Origin of the sequence: Pseudomonas sp. RL_15y_Pfl2_60, from assembly GCF_963970595.1 — a bacterium.
GTDB lineage: Bacteria > Pseudomonadota > Gammaproteobacteria > Pseudomonadales > Pseudomonadaceae > Aquipseudomonas.
The window spans coordinates 369235-386707 of the sequence record NZ_CAXAOE010000005.1 but is presented as its reverse complement, the minus strand read 5'-3'; the positions used below and the strand labels follow the sequence as shown (position 1 = coordinate 386707).

13 protein-coding genes and 1 pseudogene are annotated in these 17473 nt (G+C 55.8%); 7 read left to right on the top strand and 7 right to left on the bottom strand.

Going from position 1 to position 17473, the window contains the following annotated elements; genetic code table 11:
* The 5 genes from bioD to bioB all read right to left on the bottom strand — a co-directional run bounded on the left by bioD (position 1) and on the right by bioB (position 4526).
* Complete coding sequence (gene bioD / locus AACY26_RS15970) at positions 1-684, bottom strand: dethiobiotin synthase (RefSeq protein WP_339515587.1); 684 nt, start codon at positions 682-684, stop codon at positions 1-3.
* Positions 681-1496, bottom strand: coding sequence for a malonyl-ACP O-methyltransferase BioC (bioC, locus tag AACY26_RS15965; RefSeq protein ID WP_339515586.1), 816 nt, complete (start codon positions 1494-1496; stop codon positions 681-683). The genes bioD and bioC overlap by 4 nt, the downstream gene beginning before the upstream one ends.
* Positions 1489-2220 carry an alpha/beta fold hydrolase gene (locus AACY26_RS15960; protein ID WP_339515585.1) on the bottom strand — a complete coding sequence of 244 codons (732 nt, stop codon included), beginning with the start codon at positions 2218-2220 and terminating at the stop codon, positions 1489-1491. The genes bioC and AACY26_RS15960 overlap by 8 nt, the downstream gene beginning before the upstream one ends.
* A complete protein-coding gene (gene bioF / locus AACY26_RS15955) occupies positions 2213-3385 on the bottom strand; it encodes an 8-amino-7-oxononanoate synthase (protein WP_339515584.1) in 1173 nt (390 codons plus the stop codon). Before bioF ends, AACY26_RS15960 begins: the two co-directional genes overlap by 8 nt.
* A gap of 85 nt (positions 3386-3470) precedes the next feature.
* Complete coding sequence (gene bioB, locus AACY26_RS15950; protein ID WP_339515583.1) at positions 3471-4526, bottom strand: biotin synthase BioB; 1056 nt, start codon at positions 4524-4526, stop codon at positions 3471-3473.
* A 174-nt stretch (positions 4527-4700) separates the two neighbouring features.
* Between bioB and AACY26_RS15945 the strand changes: the two genes are divergently transcribed.
* The 5 genes from AACY26_RS15945 to rarD all read left to right on the top strand — a co-directional run bounded on the left by AACY26_RS15945 (position 4701) and on the right by rarD (position 10499).
* Positions 4701-5450, top strand: a complete 750-nt coding sequence (locus AACY26_RS15945; protein WP_339515582.1) for a ComF family protein — start codon at positions 4701-4703, stop codon at positions 5448-5450.
* A 46-nt stretch (positions 5451-5496) separates the two neighbouring features.
* The gene (locus AACY26_RS15940) at positions 5497-6261 is read left to right on the top strand and encodes a TOBE domain-containing protein (protein WP_339515581.1); all 765 of its coding nucleotides are present in this window, start codon (positions 5497-5499) and stop codon (positions 6259-6261) included.
* Positions 6262-6340: 79 nt separating this feature from the next.
* Positions 6341-8254 carry a PhoX family protein gene (locus AACY26_RS15935; RefSeq protein WP_339515580.1) on the top strand — a complete coding sequence of 638 codons (1914 nt, stop codon included), beginning with the start codon at positions 6341-6343 and terminating at the stop codon, positions 8252-8254.
* Between the two features lie 198 nt (positions 8255-8452).
* Positions 8453-9427, top strand: coding sequence for a serine/threonine protein kinase (locus tag AACY26_RS15930; RefSeq protein WP_339515579.1), 975 nt, complete (start codon positions 8453-8455; stop codon positions 9425-9427).
* A gap of 175 nt (positions 9428-9602) precedes the next feature.
* Entirely contained in the window at positions 9603-10499 is an 897-nt protein-coding gene (gene rarD, locus AACY26_RS15925) for an EamA family transporter RarD (protein ID WP_339515578.1), read from the top strand.
* A 428-nt stretch (positions 10500-10927) separates the two neighbouring features.
* Here rarD and AACY26_RS15920 read toward each other — a convergent pair whose 3' ends face one another.
* A complete protein-coding gene (locus AACY26_RS15920; protein WP_339515577.1) occupies positions 10928-11446 on the bottom strand; it encodes a glycine cleavage system protein R in 519 nt (172 codons plus the stop codon).
* A 123-nt stretch (positions 11447-11569) separates the two neighbouring features.
* A complete protein-coding gene (locus AACY26_RS15915; protein WP_339515576.1) occupies positions 11570-12022 on the bottom strand; it encodes a GNAT family N-acetyltransferase in 453 nt (150 codons plus the stop codon).
* 351 nt (positions 12023-12373) lie between these two features.
* On the opposite strand from AACY26_RS15915, the gene AACY26_RS15910 reads away from it, so the two are divergent.
* Positions 12374-14551, top strand: a complete 2178-nt coding sequence (locus AACY26_RS15910) for a malate synthase G (protein WP_339515575.1) — start codon at positions 12374-12376, stop codon at positions 14549-14551.
* A gap of 1307 nt (positions 14552-15858) precedes the next feature.
* Positions 15859-17265: pseudogene (locus AACY26_RS15905) on the top strand (ESPR-type extended signal peptide-containing protein); the annotation flags it as partial.
* Between the last annotated feature and the right edge of the window lie 208 nt (positions 17266-17473).

Genomic DNA, 17473 nt, shown 5'->3' with positions numbered 1-17473 from the left:
TTAAAGTCCGAGCAAACTTAGGTCCAGGCAAGCTGCGACAGCCGCCGGTGTAGCCGATTCCAGGCGCGGTACATAGCCCAGGCATGGCGCAGGTAAACGTTCAGCCAGGGTGGCGAGGTTCTCTTCCAGCCGCGAGGTCCCAGGATCAACGACGTTGGCCACCCAACCCGCCAATTCCAAGCCATCTGCGGCGATCGCCTCGGCAGTGAGGACCGCATGATTGATGCAACCCAGGCGCACCCCAACAACCATGATCACCGGTAGCTTCAAGCTCACCACTAAATCTGAGATTGACGCCTGCCCCGACAACGGTACGCGCCAACCGCCTGCGCCTTCAACCACAGTGAAATCAGCGGTTTTATCCAGCACCCGCTGCACAGAGCCGCGCAGGCTACCGACGCTCAACACCACACCAGCTTCGCGAGCCGCCAGATGAGGGGCAATCGCGGGGGCAAACGCCAAGGGGTTAACCTCCTCATAAGTCAGCGCGATTGAACACTGCTCCAGCAGTGCCAGCGCGTCTTCATTGCGCAGTCCCTCTGCAGTTTTGGTGCAACCTGATGCAACCGGCTTTGCCGCAGCAGTCGACATCCCCGCCTCTTTGGCCGCGTAAAGCAGGCCAGCGGCTATGGTGGTCTTACCGATTTCGGTATCAGTGCCGGTGATGAAGAAAGCGCTGCTCATGGGCGAATCCTTTTTTGTAAAACACCGTATACGACTTGGTAGGTTGCAGGCAGCCCTTGCACTTGGCGCTCGCGCTCATAGGCTTGCACCAAGGCGCTCATGCGCGCTCGCCCGGTCAGACCGCTCGGCCTGCCGGAATTGAGATTGTGCGCACCCAACGCCTTGAGCTCATGGGTCAGGCTGCGCAAATCCGGGTAGTGCAATACCTCGGGCTGGGTATCCAGTGACAGGACGTTTAGACCACTGGCGGCGCATAGCGCCTGGTAGTCATCAAAATGACGGAAACGGTTAACGTGAACAAAACCGTCCACCGCACGCCAGCTGTCACGTAACTCGCGCAAGGTGCCAACACACAAACTGCTGAACGCCAAGGTGCCGCCTGGGCTCAGCACGCGCTGCGCCTCGGCCAATACTGAACTGAATGAATCACACCATTGCAGGGCCAGGCTGGAGAAAATCAGCCCGCAGGATTCAGCCTGCAATGGCAAATGCTCAGCATCACCGGCAACAAACTGCTCGGCGCCGCCTAGCGGGCGGGCGTGTTGCAACATGCCTTCGGCAATGTCCAATGCAATGCCTTGCGCATCAGGAAACCGCTCGGCCAGAGCCCGGCTGAAATAGCCCGTGCCACTGCCCAGATCAAGCCAGCGCTGGGGTGAAAGGGTCGCAGGCAGACGCTGTAATAGTTGATTGCCAACAGCACGCTGCAACGCTGCAACGCTGTCGTAACTGGCTGCGGCACGGGAAAACGATGCCGCTACCTGACGCTTATCCGGCAAGCTCGAATGTGCATCCTGAGCCAAATCAATCATCGCCTGCCTCGTGCAAAAAACCTTGAATCGCGGCGCCAAGCTCATGTGGACACTCAAGTGAAAAGGCATGGCTGACGTGATCAATCAAGCCCACTTCAACATCACCCAACAATGCCAGGATATCGCCAGCCACTTCAGCAGGGACCAACGAGTCCTGTCCGGCATACAGATGCAATTGCGGGCCGACGAAACCCTGCAATGCCGCGCGAGTATCCAGGCTCGCTAACAGATCAAGACTGGCCAGCAGCAGCTCCCCGCTTTCATGGGGGGCACCACCCAGCATCAAGCGCGCCATCCCCCGCTGATCGGCAGCGCCTTGCGCGCATAAAGCGGCAAAGCGTTTAAGCGTCACAACCGGGTTTTGTGCGCAGCCTTGGCGAAACAGATCAAAGGCTTCTTCAGCCATGGCGTGGGGCCAGTCAGTGCTGGCAACAAAGCTGGCATTGCTGGCTAGAGTGATAAGTCCCGGGCATTGCTCAGCGCGCCGTGCGGCCAGCTCCGCCGCGAGCATTCCACCAAGCGACCAGCCGCCGAGCCAGGCATCTTCCGGCAAGTTGGCGTCGAGTTCGTCGAGCCACTCATCAAGTTCACTGCTGGCCAATAAAGGCAGCGGCTCAACCTGCACATGCATATGTGGATCGAGCCCACGCAATGCTTCGGCCAGCGGTTCAAGAGGCGCAGTACCCAAGCCCCAACCTGGCAATAACACCAAGCGATCACGCATCCAGTTGCTCCTCAGCCGCGCCACACTCAGCCAGCGCAGACAGTAATAAATCGACCTGATCACTGCTATGCGCCGCCGATAAAGTCACCCGCAAGCGGGCACTGCCTGCAGGCACCGTTGGCGGGCGAATCGCGGTGACCAGAATGCCGCGCTCACGCAACAGTTGGGACAGGCGCATGGCGCGGCCACTGTCACCAATAACAATAGGTTGAATTGGCGTTGAGCTGGTCATCAACTGCAAGCCAAGCGCTTGTGCGCCATCACGGAACTGCTTGATCAGCGCATTGAGATGCTCGCGGCGCCAGTGTTCGCTGCGCAGCAGTTCAAGGCTTTTCAGGGTGGCGCAGGCCAGCGCAGGCGGCTGGCTGGTGGTGTAGATATAAGGACGGGCGAATTGCACCAGCGCCTCAATCAACTCTTCGCTGCCCGCCACAAACGCCCCGGACGTGCCGAAAGCCTTGCCTAGCGTGCCGACCAACACCTGCACATCATCAATGCCCAGGCCTTGCTGCTCGACAATACCGCCACCGGTTGCGCCCAATGGACCAAAACCGTGGGCATCATCGACCATGACCCAGGCATTGCGCTTTTTCGCCTCGGCGCACAGTGCTGGCAAATCAGCCTGATCGCCATCCATGCTGAACACGCCGTCGGTCACCACCAATGCATTGCCCACGGCTTTACCAAGGCGGCCCGCGAGGCTGCTGGCATCGTTGTGCAGAAACCGCGAAAAGCGCGCATTACTGAGCAAACCGGCATCGAGCAAGGAGGCGTGATTGAGGCGGTCCTCGAGCACCGTATCGCCTTGCCCGACCAAAGCAGTCACCGCGCCAAGATTGGCCATGTAGCCGGTGGTGAACAGCAACGCACGCGGACGCCCGGTGAATTCGGCAAGCGCCTCTTCGAGCTGATGATGCGGCGTGCTGTGGCCAATCACCAAGTGCGAAGCTCCGCCACCGACACCCCAACGCGCGGCCCCGGCCTGCCAGGCTTCAATCACCTGGGGATGATTAGCCAGACCAAGATAATCGTTGGAACAGAATGCAAGCAGCTCACGACCGTCCACCACAACCTGCGGCCCTTGCGGCGACTCAAGCAGCGGGCGCTGCCGATATAACTGTGCGGCACGGCGCTCGGCCAAGCGACTGGCGAGGTCAAAAGACATGGTATTTACCTGTTTACGCAGCCGCTTGAACCTCGCAGGCAGCGAGGTTCAAGAAGCCAGATCAAGACGACGGCCAGATGGCAGATCAAACTGCAGCGTTGTAAAACTGCTCGCTGCTTTTCTGTTCAACCAACGCCTGCTCGATAGCCGCCTGATGCACTTCATCGGCATGCTCTTCCCGCTCCTCCGGCTTGATGCCCAGGCGGGCGAACAACTCCATGTCCTTGTTTGCTTGCGGGTTGACCGTGGTCAGCAGTTTCTCGCCATAGAAAATCGAGTTGGCACCGGCAAAGAAAGCCAGCGCCTGCATTTGATCATTCATCGCCTCACGGCCAGCGGACAAGCGCACGTGGGACTTAGGCATCATGATCCGCGCAACGGCGAGGGTGCGGATAAAGTCGAACGGATCGACATCCTTTTCATTCTCCAACGGCGTGCCTTTAACCTTGACCAGCATATTGATCGGCACTGACTCAGGGTGCTCCGGCAAATTCGCCAGTTGGATCAACAAGCCTGCGCGGTCGTCCAGCGACTCACCCAGGCCAAGAATGCCGCCCGAGCAGATCTTCATCCCGGCGTCACGCACATGCGCCAGCGTCTCAAGACGGTCGGCGTAGGTGCGGGTGGTGATGATATTGCCGTAGAACTCCGGCGAGGTGTCGAGGTTGTGGTTGTAGTAGTCCAACCCGGCTTCGGCCAGCGACTGGGTTTGATCCTTGTCGAGCTTGCCCAACGTCATGCAGGTTTCCAGGCCCAGCGCTTTCACGCCTTTGACCATTTCCAGCACGTAAGGCATATCTTTGGCCGATGGATGCTTCCAGGCCGCGCCCATGCAGAAACGGGTTGAGCCAATGGCCTTGGCATCAGCGGCTGCTTGCAGGACTTTCTGAACTTCCAGCAGTTTCTCTTTCTCAAGCCCGGTGTTGTAGTGACCCGACTGTGGGCAGTATTTGCAATCTTCCGGGCAGGCGCCGGTTTTGATCGACAGCAAGGTTGAGACCTGAACCCGGTTCTGATCGAAATGCGCGCGGTGCACAGTCTGCGCATTGAACAGCAAGTCGTTGAACGGTTGCTCGAACAGAGCCTTAACTTCGGCTAGCGACCAGTCGTGGCGAGTTGCGATGGATGCGGTGGCATTCATGAAGAGTTCCTTCGACGCTCAACTGCGTCTGTTGTCAGGGTGCGGGCCAAGCGCCGCGAATCAGGCTTCAAGGCATCATAAGTTGTGTTTCGACGCTGTCAACCCAAGACAAGACACAGGTTTACATCTGATCAAAAAACGAACACACCTCTATTAACCTCAAGGAAGAGTGTTATGACTATTTGGCAACGGCTCAAACATCAGCTCACAACCCTTCAACCTTGCTTGAAGTGCCTGCTCTGTGATGAAACCACTGAAAGCAAACGACTGCCGATATGCACCGACTGTGAAAGCGAGCTGCCATGGTTGCGCGCGCATTGCAGTGTCTGCGCCTTGCCCATGCACGGTGCTGAGTTGATTTGTGGCGAATGCCAGAGAAACCCGCCGCTATTCGAAAAAGTCGTGGTGCCTTGGAGTTACAGCTTTCCAGTCCAGAGCATGATCAACCGTTTCAAACATCAAGCACAGTGGCCGCTGGGACGCTTGCTCGGTGACTTGCTAAGCGATCATATACAGCACAGCTTTGCTGATGGCCTGGCCCCTCCCGACGCGCTTTTGCCTGTTCCGCTGACTCCGCAGCGTCAGCGCCAACGCGGCTTTAACCAAGCACAAATACTTGCCAATAGTCTGGGCAAGCAGTTGCATATTGCGCTGTTGAATCACGGTTTGACTCGCGTCATCGATGCTCCCGCCCAGCAAGGGCTGGATGCCGCCAGCCGGAAAAAGAACCTGCGCAACGCATTTCTTGTCCCACCAAAAGCGCAGGTTCAAGGACTGCACCTGGCGCTGGTAGATGACGTTTTGACCACCGGTGCCACTGCGCAAATCCTGAGCAAGTTGCTATTAAACGCAGGCGCTACCCGGGTGGACGTTTATTGCCTGGCCCGAACACCAAAACCCGGAACCCTGCTTGACTTGTACTGAGCAAATCGCCACCGTTGAAAATCTCCTCCATACACGCCAAACCCTTATGTCGCTTACCTCCGTGCTCGCCCAATACATTGTTCGTCGCCCGCAGCGCATCGCCTTGCTCCAGCATATTTCCGAGCAAGGCTCGATCACACGCGCCGCCAAAAGCGCCGGTCTGAGCTACAAATCAGCCTGGGACGCGATTGATGAACTGAACAACCTTGCGCAAAAACCATTGGTTGAACGCAGTGTTGGCGGCAAAGGTGGCGGCGGTGCGCGGTTATCGCTGGAAGGCGAGCGCGTTCTGCGTCTGTATCAGCGTTTGCAAGCCCTGCAAGCCCAAGTGCTGGAAGCGGCTGAAGACATCAGTGACCTGGATTTACTCAGCCGCCTGATGTTGCGCACCAGCGCGCGCAACCAATTGCATGGCCAGGTCGTTGCAATCGATAGTCATGGGCGCAATGACGAAATACGCCTCGAACTGGCAGGCGGGCAATATTTGACGGCGCAGATTACCCACGACAGCACGCAAAACCTTGAGCTGGAAATCGGTAGCCAGGTTATTGCCCTGATCAAGGCTGGCTGGCTGGAACTGCAAACACTGCAACAGCCCATAACGCCCGGCTACAACTGCATGCAAGGCCGGATAGAGGAGCTGCTGAGCGCGGCCGACGGCCCGACTGAAGTCAAAATCATCCTGCCAAGCGGTCAAACCTTATGCGCCCAGGCCCATCAAGAACAGCTCGACGCCTTGCAGCTGACAATTGGCAGCACTGTTCGCGTGCAGTGCTCCCCAACCCAGGTATTGCTAGGTACGCCAATTTAAGGCAATCACGGTGCTTGCAACCGTTTCGTCATAACCGCTGATTAAGGTACTGCCATTCTTGGCACGGAGCCTTACTGTGATGAAGCGTTTAGAAGACAACCAATTAACCGATCTAGAACAGATGAGCGGTATCAGCCGCCGCCGGTTTATCAGCGCGGGCGCCTTGTGCGGTGCAGCCATGTTCCTGGGCGGCAACCTGCTCAGCCGCAGCGTATTGGCTGCCAGCGTCGGCAGCGCAAACAGCACGCTGCTCGGTTTTGACAGCATTGCCAGCGCAACCACTGACACAATCACTCTGCCTGCCGGGTACAAGTCATCGGTGTTGATCAGTTGGGGCCAACCTTTGGCAGCCAACGGCCCGGCCTTCGATCCAACCGGCAAAGACTCTGCGGCCGCTCACGAACTGCAGTTCGGCGACAACAACGACGGCATGAGCTTCTTCCCCTTCACCGACGATGAAAATCGCGCGCTGATGGCGATCAACAATGAATACACCAACTACCAGTATTTACTCGACCACGCTGGCCTGCCCAAATCCGCCGAAGACGTTCACAAGGCCCTGGCCAGTGAAGGTGTCTCGGTAATCGAAGTGCAAAAGCTCGATGGTAAATGGCAGTTTGTGCAGGGCTCGAAGTACAACCGCCGGATTCACGGCAACACGCCAATCAGCGTCAGTGGACCCGCCGCAGGCCACAACTGGCTGAAAACCGCAGATGACCCAACAGGCATGCATGTGCTTGGCACGTTCCAGAACTGCTCCAACGGTAAAACGCCTTGGGGCACCTACCTGACCTGCGAAGAAAACTTCGACGATTGCTTTGGCAGCACAGACCCGGCGCAACAGTTCGATGAAGCCCAATCACGATACGGCGCCTCCACCACAGGCGACGGTAACGACTGGCATCTGCACAACCCGCGCTTCGACATGGCCAAGACCCCCAACGAGTTCAACCGCCACGGTTGGATAGTCGAGATTGATCCGTTCGACCCAGACTCCACCCCGATCAAACGCACCGCGCTAGGTCGCTTCAAGCACGAGAACGCCGCATTTACCGAGACCAAAGACGGTCGCGCGGTGGTGTACATGGGCGACGATGAGCGCGGCGAGTTTATCTACAAGTTCATCAGTAAAGACAAAATCAAGCGCGGCCAAGGCCCGGATGCGATCAAGCACAACCGTCACATCCTGGATCAAGGCACGCTCTATGTTGCCCGTTTCGATGCAGGTGACAAAAACCCGAACCTGCCAAAGGGTCACGGTCGCTGGGTCGAGCTGAGCTTTGGTAAAAACGGCCTGGATGCCAGCAACGGCTTCAACAGCCAAGCCGAGGTGCTGATCCACGCACGCCTGGCCGCCAGCACTGTGGCGGCAACCCGGATGGACCGCCCCGAGTGGCTGGTAGTGAGCCCTAAAGATGGCAAGGTCTATTGCACCCTGACCAACAACGTCAAGCGGGGTCAGGCCGAGCAACCGGTCAATGGTCCAAACCCACGCGCGAACAATATTTACGGACAGATTTTGCGCTGGCGCGAAGCCAATGACGATCACGCCTCGACCGCCTTTGCCTGGGACCTGTTCGTAGTCGCGGGCAACCCTGCCGTGCACGCTGGCCAACCTACCGCTGGCTCAACCAACATCACCCCGCAAAACATGTTCAACAGCCCGGATGGCCTGAGCTTTGATGACGCCGGGCGCCTGTGGATCCAGACCGACGGTGACAGCAGCAACGCCGGCGACTATGCAGGCATGGGCAATAATCAGATGCTCTGCGCCGACCCGGACAGCGGAGAGATTCGTCGCTTTATGGTCGGCCCTGTAGGCTGCGAAGTGACCGGCATCGCCTTCGCTCCAGATCAGCGCACGATGTTCGTGGGTATCCAGCATCCGGGCGAAAAAGGCGGCTCGACCTTCCCGGAGCACCTGCCGAATGGCAAACCGCGCTCTTCGGTTATGGTCATTACCCGCGAAGATGGCGGCATCATCGGCGCCTAGACATGCGACTTGAATAGTCGGCACCTGCAATCGCCTCTGGCGGATGATCACTGCGTCATCCGTAAGAGGCATTCAATGAAACAGCGCGCAGCTCGTCCGCAGTTGAACACTTAGCCCAGCCAACAAACAGCCCAAACCCCTTAACCTGCGTTACCATGTTCGGTCGAACGCGGCGACCTGCTGCGCGCAGGAGTTCCCATGTCCCATCCTTTTGCAGCACTGACTCAAGATCTGGTTCTCGACGCCGTCGAAAGTATTGGCTTTCTCAGCGATGCGCGGGTTTTAGCCCTGAACAGCTACGAAAACCGGGTCTATCAAGTTGGCATTGAGGATGAGACACCGATCATCGCCAAGTTTTATCGTCCGGATCGCTGGACAGATGCGGCGATCCGCGAAGAACACAGCTTTACCTTCGAGTTGGCCGAATGCGATGTTCCGGTGGTTGCGCCGATGCAGCGTGATGGCGAAACCCTTTTCGAACACGCCGGTTTTCGCTTCACCCTGTTTCCACGGCGCGGCGGCCGTGCGCCAGAGCCTGGCAATCTCGAACAGCTGTATCGTCTCGGCCAGTTACTGGGTCGCATGCATGCGGTCGGCGCAACTAAACCCTTCGCCCATCGTGAGAGTTTAAAAGTCGAGAACTACGGCCACGCGTCACTGAAAACCTTGCTCGACGGCGGCTTCATCCCCAAAAGCCTGTTGCCCGCATACGAGTCGGTTGCCCGTGATTTGCTCAAGCGCCTCGACAGCCTGTTCGCCAATCATCCCGTCACTGCAATTCGCCTGCACGGTGACTGTCACCCTGGCAACCTGCTGTGCCGTGATGAAACCTTTCACATGGTCGATCTCGATGACTGCCGCATGGGCCCAGCCGTGCAAGACCTGTGGATGATGTTGGCCGGTGAGCGCCACGAGCGCCTTGGCCAGCTTTCGGAATTAATGGATGGCTATCAGGAATTTCATGATTTTAATCCCCGCGAGCTGCCCTTGATCGAAGGCCTGCGCTCCTTGCGCCTGATGCATTACAGCGCATGGCTGGCTCGGCGCTGGGACGATCCAGCATTCCCGCACAGCTTTCCTTGGTTTGGCACCGAGCGTTATTGGGGCGAGCACATACTGATGCTGCGCGAACAGTTGTCGGCCCTGGATGAAGAGCCGCTCAAGCTGTTTTAAATAACTGGCGCCGTGCTGGATCAGAAGCGCGGCGTGTCGATGCTTGGCGGATGTAACAAAAGCCTTACGCTTATCAATTGGCCAGCTGACAATAAAAAGCTGAGCACACAGACAAATAGCGGTGCTCACGACTAGAATTGAGAATCCATCGTTAGCACCCTAAGCAAGGATCCCCATGTCCACCGCAAACCCACAGCGCGGCTATATTCTGGGCCTTAGCGCCTACATTATCTGGGGCTTGTTCCCGCTGTATTTCAAAGCCATCGCCGAAGTGCCTGCGCTGGAAATTGTCGTCCATCGCGCCGTCTGGTCGGCAATCTTTGGCGCGCTGTTACTGCTAGTCTGGAAGCACCCTGGCTGGCTGCGCGAACTGCGCGAAAACCCCAAGCAATTTGCCGTACTGGGTTTTAGCGGTGTATTGATCGCCAGCAACTGGCTGGTTTACGTCTGGGCGGTTAATCATGGGCGCATGCTTGAAGCCAGCCTGGGTTACTACATCAACCCACTGATTAACGTCTTGCTGGGCCTGCTCATTCTTGGCGAACGCCTGCGCCGCCTGCAATGGATTGCCGTGGGCTTGGCCGCGCTGGGTGTGCTGCAACAACTTTGGCAAGTCGGCAGCATTCCATGGGTGTCGCTGGTTCTGGCCCTGACATTCGGCTTTTATGGCTTGATCCGCAAGCAAGCGCCAGTTAAGGCCTTGCCGGGGCTGGTGATCGAAACCTGGATATTATTGCCGCTGGCGATTGCCTGGATTGCCCTCAACCCAGACGCGGTGAGCAGCCATGCTGAGTTCTGGACAACCTCTGAGGCGTTCTGGCTGATCGTTGCCGGGCCGATCACCCTAGTGCCCTTGGTATGCTTTAACGCTGCGGCGCGGCATCTGCCCTACACAACCCTAGGTTTTCTACAGTACTTGGCGCCTACCTTGGTGCTGCTACAAGCGATCTTCTTGTTCGGCGAGCACTTCGACTCAAGCAAGCTGCTGGCATTCATCTGCATCTGGGCTGGCTTGGTGATCTACAGCGTCGATGCATGGCTGACCATTCGTCGAAGCAAAGTTCGTAAATAACGATCGTTTGGGGTGGCAGGCCAATGACTGCCACCCAACTATTACCCACAAACAACTGTTCAAAAAACGATCAATTTGCGCCAAGCCTAGTCAACCCTGGGCTGCAGCTGATCATCCCAACCTTATCCACAGATCCATCCCCGCCCTTTGTGCACAAGCATCTGAAATTGTTGGTTTTTTAACCATATTGCGGAAAGCTGCGCAGCACTAACGGGCGATTCAAGTACCCTCAAGTTATCCACAGCCCTGCGCACACAGGCCGTGGATATGTTGCAAGTCAGAAACTAGGGATCTTCTGAAAAAGGTAGCGAGCGAAGGGAGTACAAGGCGAACAGATGCGAAAAAGCGCAGTTTAGTTGTCCTAAATGAGCATTTTGAGCAGCTTTTCAACGCAGTAATACCTAGCGCAGTAGTTTTTCAGAGATTCCTTAGCTGTCTGTGCGGATATTCAGCTCTACCATCAAATCATCCGCCAAGGTTTCCAACTGGGTCTTGAGCTCATCCAGCGAAAGCCCCAGCGGCACCGCGAGCATCGACTCGGCATGGAACAACGGCTCGCTGCTCATCGGTGCTGGCATCACCTCTGTCTGCAGGCTTTCGACGTTAACCCCCAACTCAGTAAGCAAGCGGGTAATGTCGCGGACAATGCCAGGGCGGTCATTGCCAACCAGATCGAGCATGATCGGTTTCCAGGTACAGGAAGGCTCGGCACCACTTTCAGCCAGCAGCACGCGAATGCCATGCGCATTGAGTTCTTGCAATGCGCTGACCAACTCAGCATGCGACTCAGCAGGTACAGCCACGCGCAGTATCCCGGCAAACTGCCCAGCCATACGCGACATGCGGCTCTCAAGCCAGTTGCCGCCATGATTAGCCACGCATTGGGCAACGCGCTCAACCAATCCGGGTTGATCCTGAGCGATAACGGTTAATACCAGATGATCCATGGCAGGCCTCACTTTGTTGTGACATCTATAAAGACGATCTTAGGAATCCTCTGAAAAAGGTAGCGAGCGCAGTAGTTTTTCAGAGATTCCCTAGCGGCACATTCAGGCAGGCCGCAGTTTAATCTACTGGTCAGGCAATGCCAGCCAATAGGTATAAAAGGCTTGATCCCGAACATACCCGAGTCGCTCATAAAGCGCTTGCCCCGGGTAATTATTTTTCGCGGTCTCCAACTGCAAGCCACAGGCTCCAGCGGCCTGTGCATGATCACGCGCCGTGTTCATCAACGCCTCGGCAATGCCTTGACGACGCGCTTGCGGATTCACATACAAGTCACTGAGCAACCACATCGGCGCCAATGCCAGTGAGGCATACAGCGGGTATAACTGCACAAAACCCAGGGCATGACCGACATCGTCACGGGCGATGAATATTGTCGAACTGCCCTGCTCTATCCGCGCAGCCAGAAATGCCTGCACCGCACTGAGCGGCTTATCGACCTGATAAAAAGTTAGGTAATCGACGAATAAGTGGCTGAGCGGATCAAGGTCATCCGCCGTGGCCTGAATAATATGCATGCTTAATCTTCCTAGAACCTGCCAGCAGTATAGGTTGCCAACCATTTTGGCGCGGTGGAAATAGCGAAGAAGATCAATGCAACAAATCGTGTACCGTTTTATCAGTTTTATGAAACAATATTGGTTGTTTTTGCATGCACAAAGTTCTAGCCGTGACTGCTAAGCGCTTTTGGGTCGCATAACGACGCAACCCCACTGATTTTCCATAGATCTTGATGTAGTATGCCGCGGCCTGGACTACAAGACTGAGTCCCGAGCCCGTAGGAGCTTCTGAAAAAGGTAGCCCGCGCAGTAGTTTTTCAGAGATGCCTAAGCGGCTAATAAGTAAAGCTGAGCAGAGTGAGGCAAGTGATGACTGAACGCGTTCAAGTCGGTGGCCTGCAGGTCGCCAAAGTGCTGTTCGACTTCGTTAACAACGAAGCCATTGGTGGTACCGGCATTTCCAGCGAGAAGTTCTGGACCGGCGCCGAGGCCGTAATTAACGAGCTAGCACCGAAAAACCGCGCCTTGCTGGCCAAGCGCGACGAAATCCAGGCACAGATTGACAGCTGGCACCAGGCTCGCGCCGGTCAAGCGCACGATGCCGTTGCCTACAAAGCATTCCTTGAAGAAATCGGCTACCTGCTCCCTGAGCCAGCTGACTTCCAGGCCACTACAACCAATGTCGATGAAGAAATCGCGCATCTGGCTGGCCCACAACTCGTTGTGCCGGTGATGAACGCACGTTTCGCCCTGAACGCATCCAACGCCCGCTGGGGCTCGTTGTATGACGCGCTTTACGGCACAGACGTGATCAGCGAAGCAGACGGCGCCGAAAAAGGCAAAGGCTACAACAAGGTTCGCGGCGACAAGGTCATCGCCTTCGCGCGCGCCTTCCTTGATGAAGCCGCTCCCTTGGCTGCTGCATCGCACACCGATGCCACAGGCTACAAAATTGTCGATGGCAAGCTGCTCGTCAACCTGAAAGGCGGTAGCAATACCGGCCTGCAAGATGACACTCAGTTGATGGGCTTTCAGGGCGACGCCAACGCACCAATCGCCGTGTTGCTAAAACACAACGGCCTGCACTTCGAAATCCAGATTGACGCAAATACTCCAGTTGGCAGCACTGACGCAGCTGGCGTTAAAGACATTCTGATGGAAGCGGCACTGACCACCATCATGGACTGCGAAGACTCCGTCGCCGCAGTCGATGCCGATGACAAGGTTGTGATCTACCGTAACTGGCTCGGCCTGATGAAAGGCGACCTGGCGGAAGAAGTCGCCAAGGGCGGCACCACCTTCACCCGCACCATGAACCCGGATCGCGTCTACACCAAGCCCGATGGCACAGAGCTGAGCCTGCACGGCCGCTCGCTGTTGTTCGTGCGTAACGTTGGCCACCTGATGACCATCGACGCAATCATCGACAAAGAGGGTTTTGAAGTGCCAGAAGGCATCATGGACGGTCTGCTGACCAGCCTGATCGCCATGCACAACCTCAATGGCAACACCAGCCGCAAGAACACCCGCACCGGCTCGGTCTATATCGTAAAACCGAAGATGCACGGCCCTGAAGAAGTCGCCTTCACCAGCGAGCTGTTCAGCCGCGTTGAAGATGCCCTTGGCTTGACGCGTAATACGCTGAAAGTCGGCATCATGGACGAAGAGCGTCGCACCACGGTGAACCTCAAGGCCTGTATCAAGGCTGCCAGCGAGCGCGTGGTGTTTATCAACACCGGCTTCCTCGACCGCACCGGTGATGAAATCCACACCTCGATGGAAGCTGGCCCTGTTGTGCGTAAAGCTGCCATGAAAGCCGAGAAATGGATTGGCGCTTACGAAAACAACAACGTCGACGTTGGCTTGGCCACCGGCCTGCAAGGTCGTGCGCAAATCGGCAAAGGCATGTGGGCCATGCCGGACCTGATGGCAGCGATGCTTGAGCAGAAGATTGGTCACCCAATGTCCGGCGCCAACACCGCTTGGGTACCATCGCCTACCGCGGCAACACTGCATGCCTTGCATTATCACAAGGTTGATGTGTTCGCCCGTCAGGAAGAGCTCAAGAGCCGCACCGCAGCCTCGGTCGATGACATTCTGACCATCCCTCTGGCCAGCAACACCAACTGGTCGGCTGAAGAAATCCAGAATGAGCTCGACAACAACTCACAGGGCATCCTGGGTTATGTCGTGCGTTGGATCGATGCTGGCGTAGGCTGCTCGAAAGTGCCTGACATCAGCGATGTTGGCTTGATGGAAGACCGTGCCACCCTGCGTATCTCCAGCCAACTGCTGGCCAACTGGTTGCGTCACGGCATCGCCACTGAAGAGCAGATTGTCGCCAGCCTCAAGCGCATGGCGCCGGTGGTTGACCGTCAGAACGCCAACGATCCGTCGTATCGCCCACTGGCTCCAGACTTCGACAGCAACATTGCCTTCCAAGCGGCATTGGAGCTGGTGGTTGAAGGCGCCAAGCAGCCTAACGGCTACACAGAGCCGGTCCTGCACCGTCGTCGTCGCGAGTTCAAGGCCAAGAACGGCCTCTGAGTTTAGCAACTAAAAAACCGCCCAATTGGGCGGTTTTTTAGTTTAAGGCTACGCATTTTGTATGTTGCAACCACATTATCCAAAAGATGTTACGCATCTTTAATCACTAACAATAAACTGGCGTCAATTTATTTAAAATACGTTGAACTGTAAGTACAGTTGCGGGAACGCATTATAGACTGTTGCGCACAGATACCGAGCAATTTGCTTTTAGCACCTCGACAGACTATTTATTTGAGTTCGGCGCTGATGGTTTGATACTTCGACAAAATGGCGTTATCTAGTATGGCCAAGGCAAATTGCTGGGTCAATACTACCCCTTGCAGGTGGCTTATTTCGATGCGTTGATCAACGCTTTATTAACCCCGGACAAGCAATAAACCAGTGGCAACATCATTAAACGCTAAACAATATCAGAGTTCAGTACCAAGCAAGTCCAACCAACAAATAACCGCACACCTATTATGGAATTAGTAAACACAACCCGCTTTTACGATGCATATTCTTGTTATTTCAACACCCTACAGACTAGGCTTCGCAGGGTGTTTTATTCTGCGCATTTTTTAATACCTGGCGGGTGCTACTGCATGCTGCAAAGCAGCCTTTTTGTCAGATTGCATCGCACCCGACGATGCACTTTTCTAGCTCCCCTTCAAAAAGCCAGTCTCTGCAGTACGCCTTCACCTGAATGAATTAATGGTGGAAACGCGGCACTGTATCCAGCGAGGCCCCAGCGCTCAGCCTTGTCAACGAGATATCGCCGGCGCAAGCTATCAAAAGATCGGATAGCCAATAGCCATAAATCTGAAAAACTCTTTCAGATTCCCCAACACCCACGCCAGCACTGGAATAATCGAACCCATAAACGCTGTTTGTCGCTAGCGAACAGTGCTTTTGAGTCGGTTAGAGAAACCTAAGGCTCATAAAGCTCACCCTGTTTAAGAAAAAAATAGCTACTGCGAGGTCCTCGCGTAGCGACAAAATAGGGAAAGATGACTGATCTAGATCCTATGGGTCGATTAATCACATTAAAAGTCGGTAGAAACTGCAACCAGTCAGAGCTAGGTGATCGTTTCAGATAAAGCTTATTTATTTTGGTTATATCAGCACAGATTTAACTTACTGTTTTATCTAAAAAGCCGTTTTGCTGAGTCGCCAACATAACGATAGCTCAACCGGCTAGCGAATAAGCTTTCGTATTAATTAACTATCTTGAAAACAAAGAATGCATTTTTTGCGTCTACGCTTAAGAAAAATATTTTCAACTCACAACACATGCATGCGCCAAGTGCGCTGATTGAGGCATCATGAACAAGATATACAACATCATTTGGAGCCATAAACTTGGCCGCTATGTTGTTACCTCTGAACTTGCTACACGTCGCAGTAAGTCCAAAACGGTACGCGCAGCCACTATGGCTTTGAGCTGCCTGCTAACTGCGCCAACCTTGACTTTATTCTCAATGTCTGCCGCCGCTTATGTAGCAGGTGATGGAGCGGTTCAAAGCGCCTCTAAAAATACTATGGCGAATGATACCTCCCAGGGCACTGCCATGGGCCACAATAGCATCGCCTCCGGCACCAATTCCGTTGCAATAGGCACCGATAGCCAGGCTAACGGTGTCAACAGCCTGAGCATCGGTACCAGCAATATCGTCAACGGTGCCGGCAGTGGCGCCATCGGCGATCCGACCACCATCAACGGCGCAGGTTCTTATTCGCTGGGCAATGACAACACTATCGATGCTGACGAAGCAGGTGTGTTCGGCAACAACAGCGTGCTGGGCATCGATGCCGACGGCAGCCGCATCATCGGCAACGGCAACAATGTGGATGTCGCCAACGCGATGGTCATCGGCAACAACGCAGATGTAACCGTAGCCGGTGGCGTGGCCCTGGGCAGCAGTTCGGTGGCCAGTACCGCAGGTGGCGTAGCGGGTTTCGTGCCCATCAATGCCTCGACCTCACAACAAACCGCAATCACTGCCACCACCAGCACTTTGGGTGCGATCAGCGTCGGGGATGCTGACAACGGCCAATTCCGCCAGATCACTGGTGTCGCTGCCGGTAGCGAAGACAGCGATGCAGTCAACGTGGCACAACTGGAAGCCAGCCAAACCCACTACTACAGCGTCAATGATAATGGCGTGCAAGGCGTTAACTTCGCTAATGATGGAGCTACCGGCATCAATGCGATGGCTGCTGGCGTGGGGGCCTCGGCAGTGGGTGTTGCTTCAGTAGCGATCGGCAATAATGCAAGCGCCAGCATGGCGGGTTCAATCGCTATCGGCCGCGCTGCCAGTTTAACCGGGTCTTCCAATATCGCCATTGGCGATGGCGCAACTGATTTGTCCGGAGGCCAGTCGACGATCATTGGCCAGAGGACTTTAGCTACCGGATCTGGCGCAACAGTACTGGGCTCTTCGGCGAGAAACATAGGCGGTACCAGCACCACGACAATAGGGGCTGGTGCCCAAACCAGTGCAACTTCTGCCGTTGCCATTGGCGCCTTCAGTAACAGCAGTGCGGCCCGCGCGGTTGCGCTGGGCCGCAACGCTACCGCCAGCCAGAACGACAGCATTGCTATTGGATACATGAGTAATTCGGCGGGTGGGAGCTCGGTAGCGCTTGGTCGAGGAACTACGGCTCGCAATAATGCAGTGGCCATTGGCAGTGGCGCCCAGGCCAATGGAACCAACAGCATCAGCATTGGTACCGGCAATATCGTCAACGGTACCGGCAGCGGCGCTATTGGCGACCCGACCACCATCAGCGGTTCGAGTTCGTATTCACTGGGCAACGACAACACTATTGATGCCAACGAATCCGGTGTATTCGGCAACAACAACGCACTGAGCGTGGACGCTGACGGCAGCCGGATTATCGGCAACAACAATACCGTCAACGTCGCTGATGCCATGG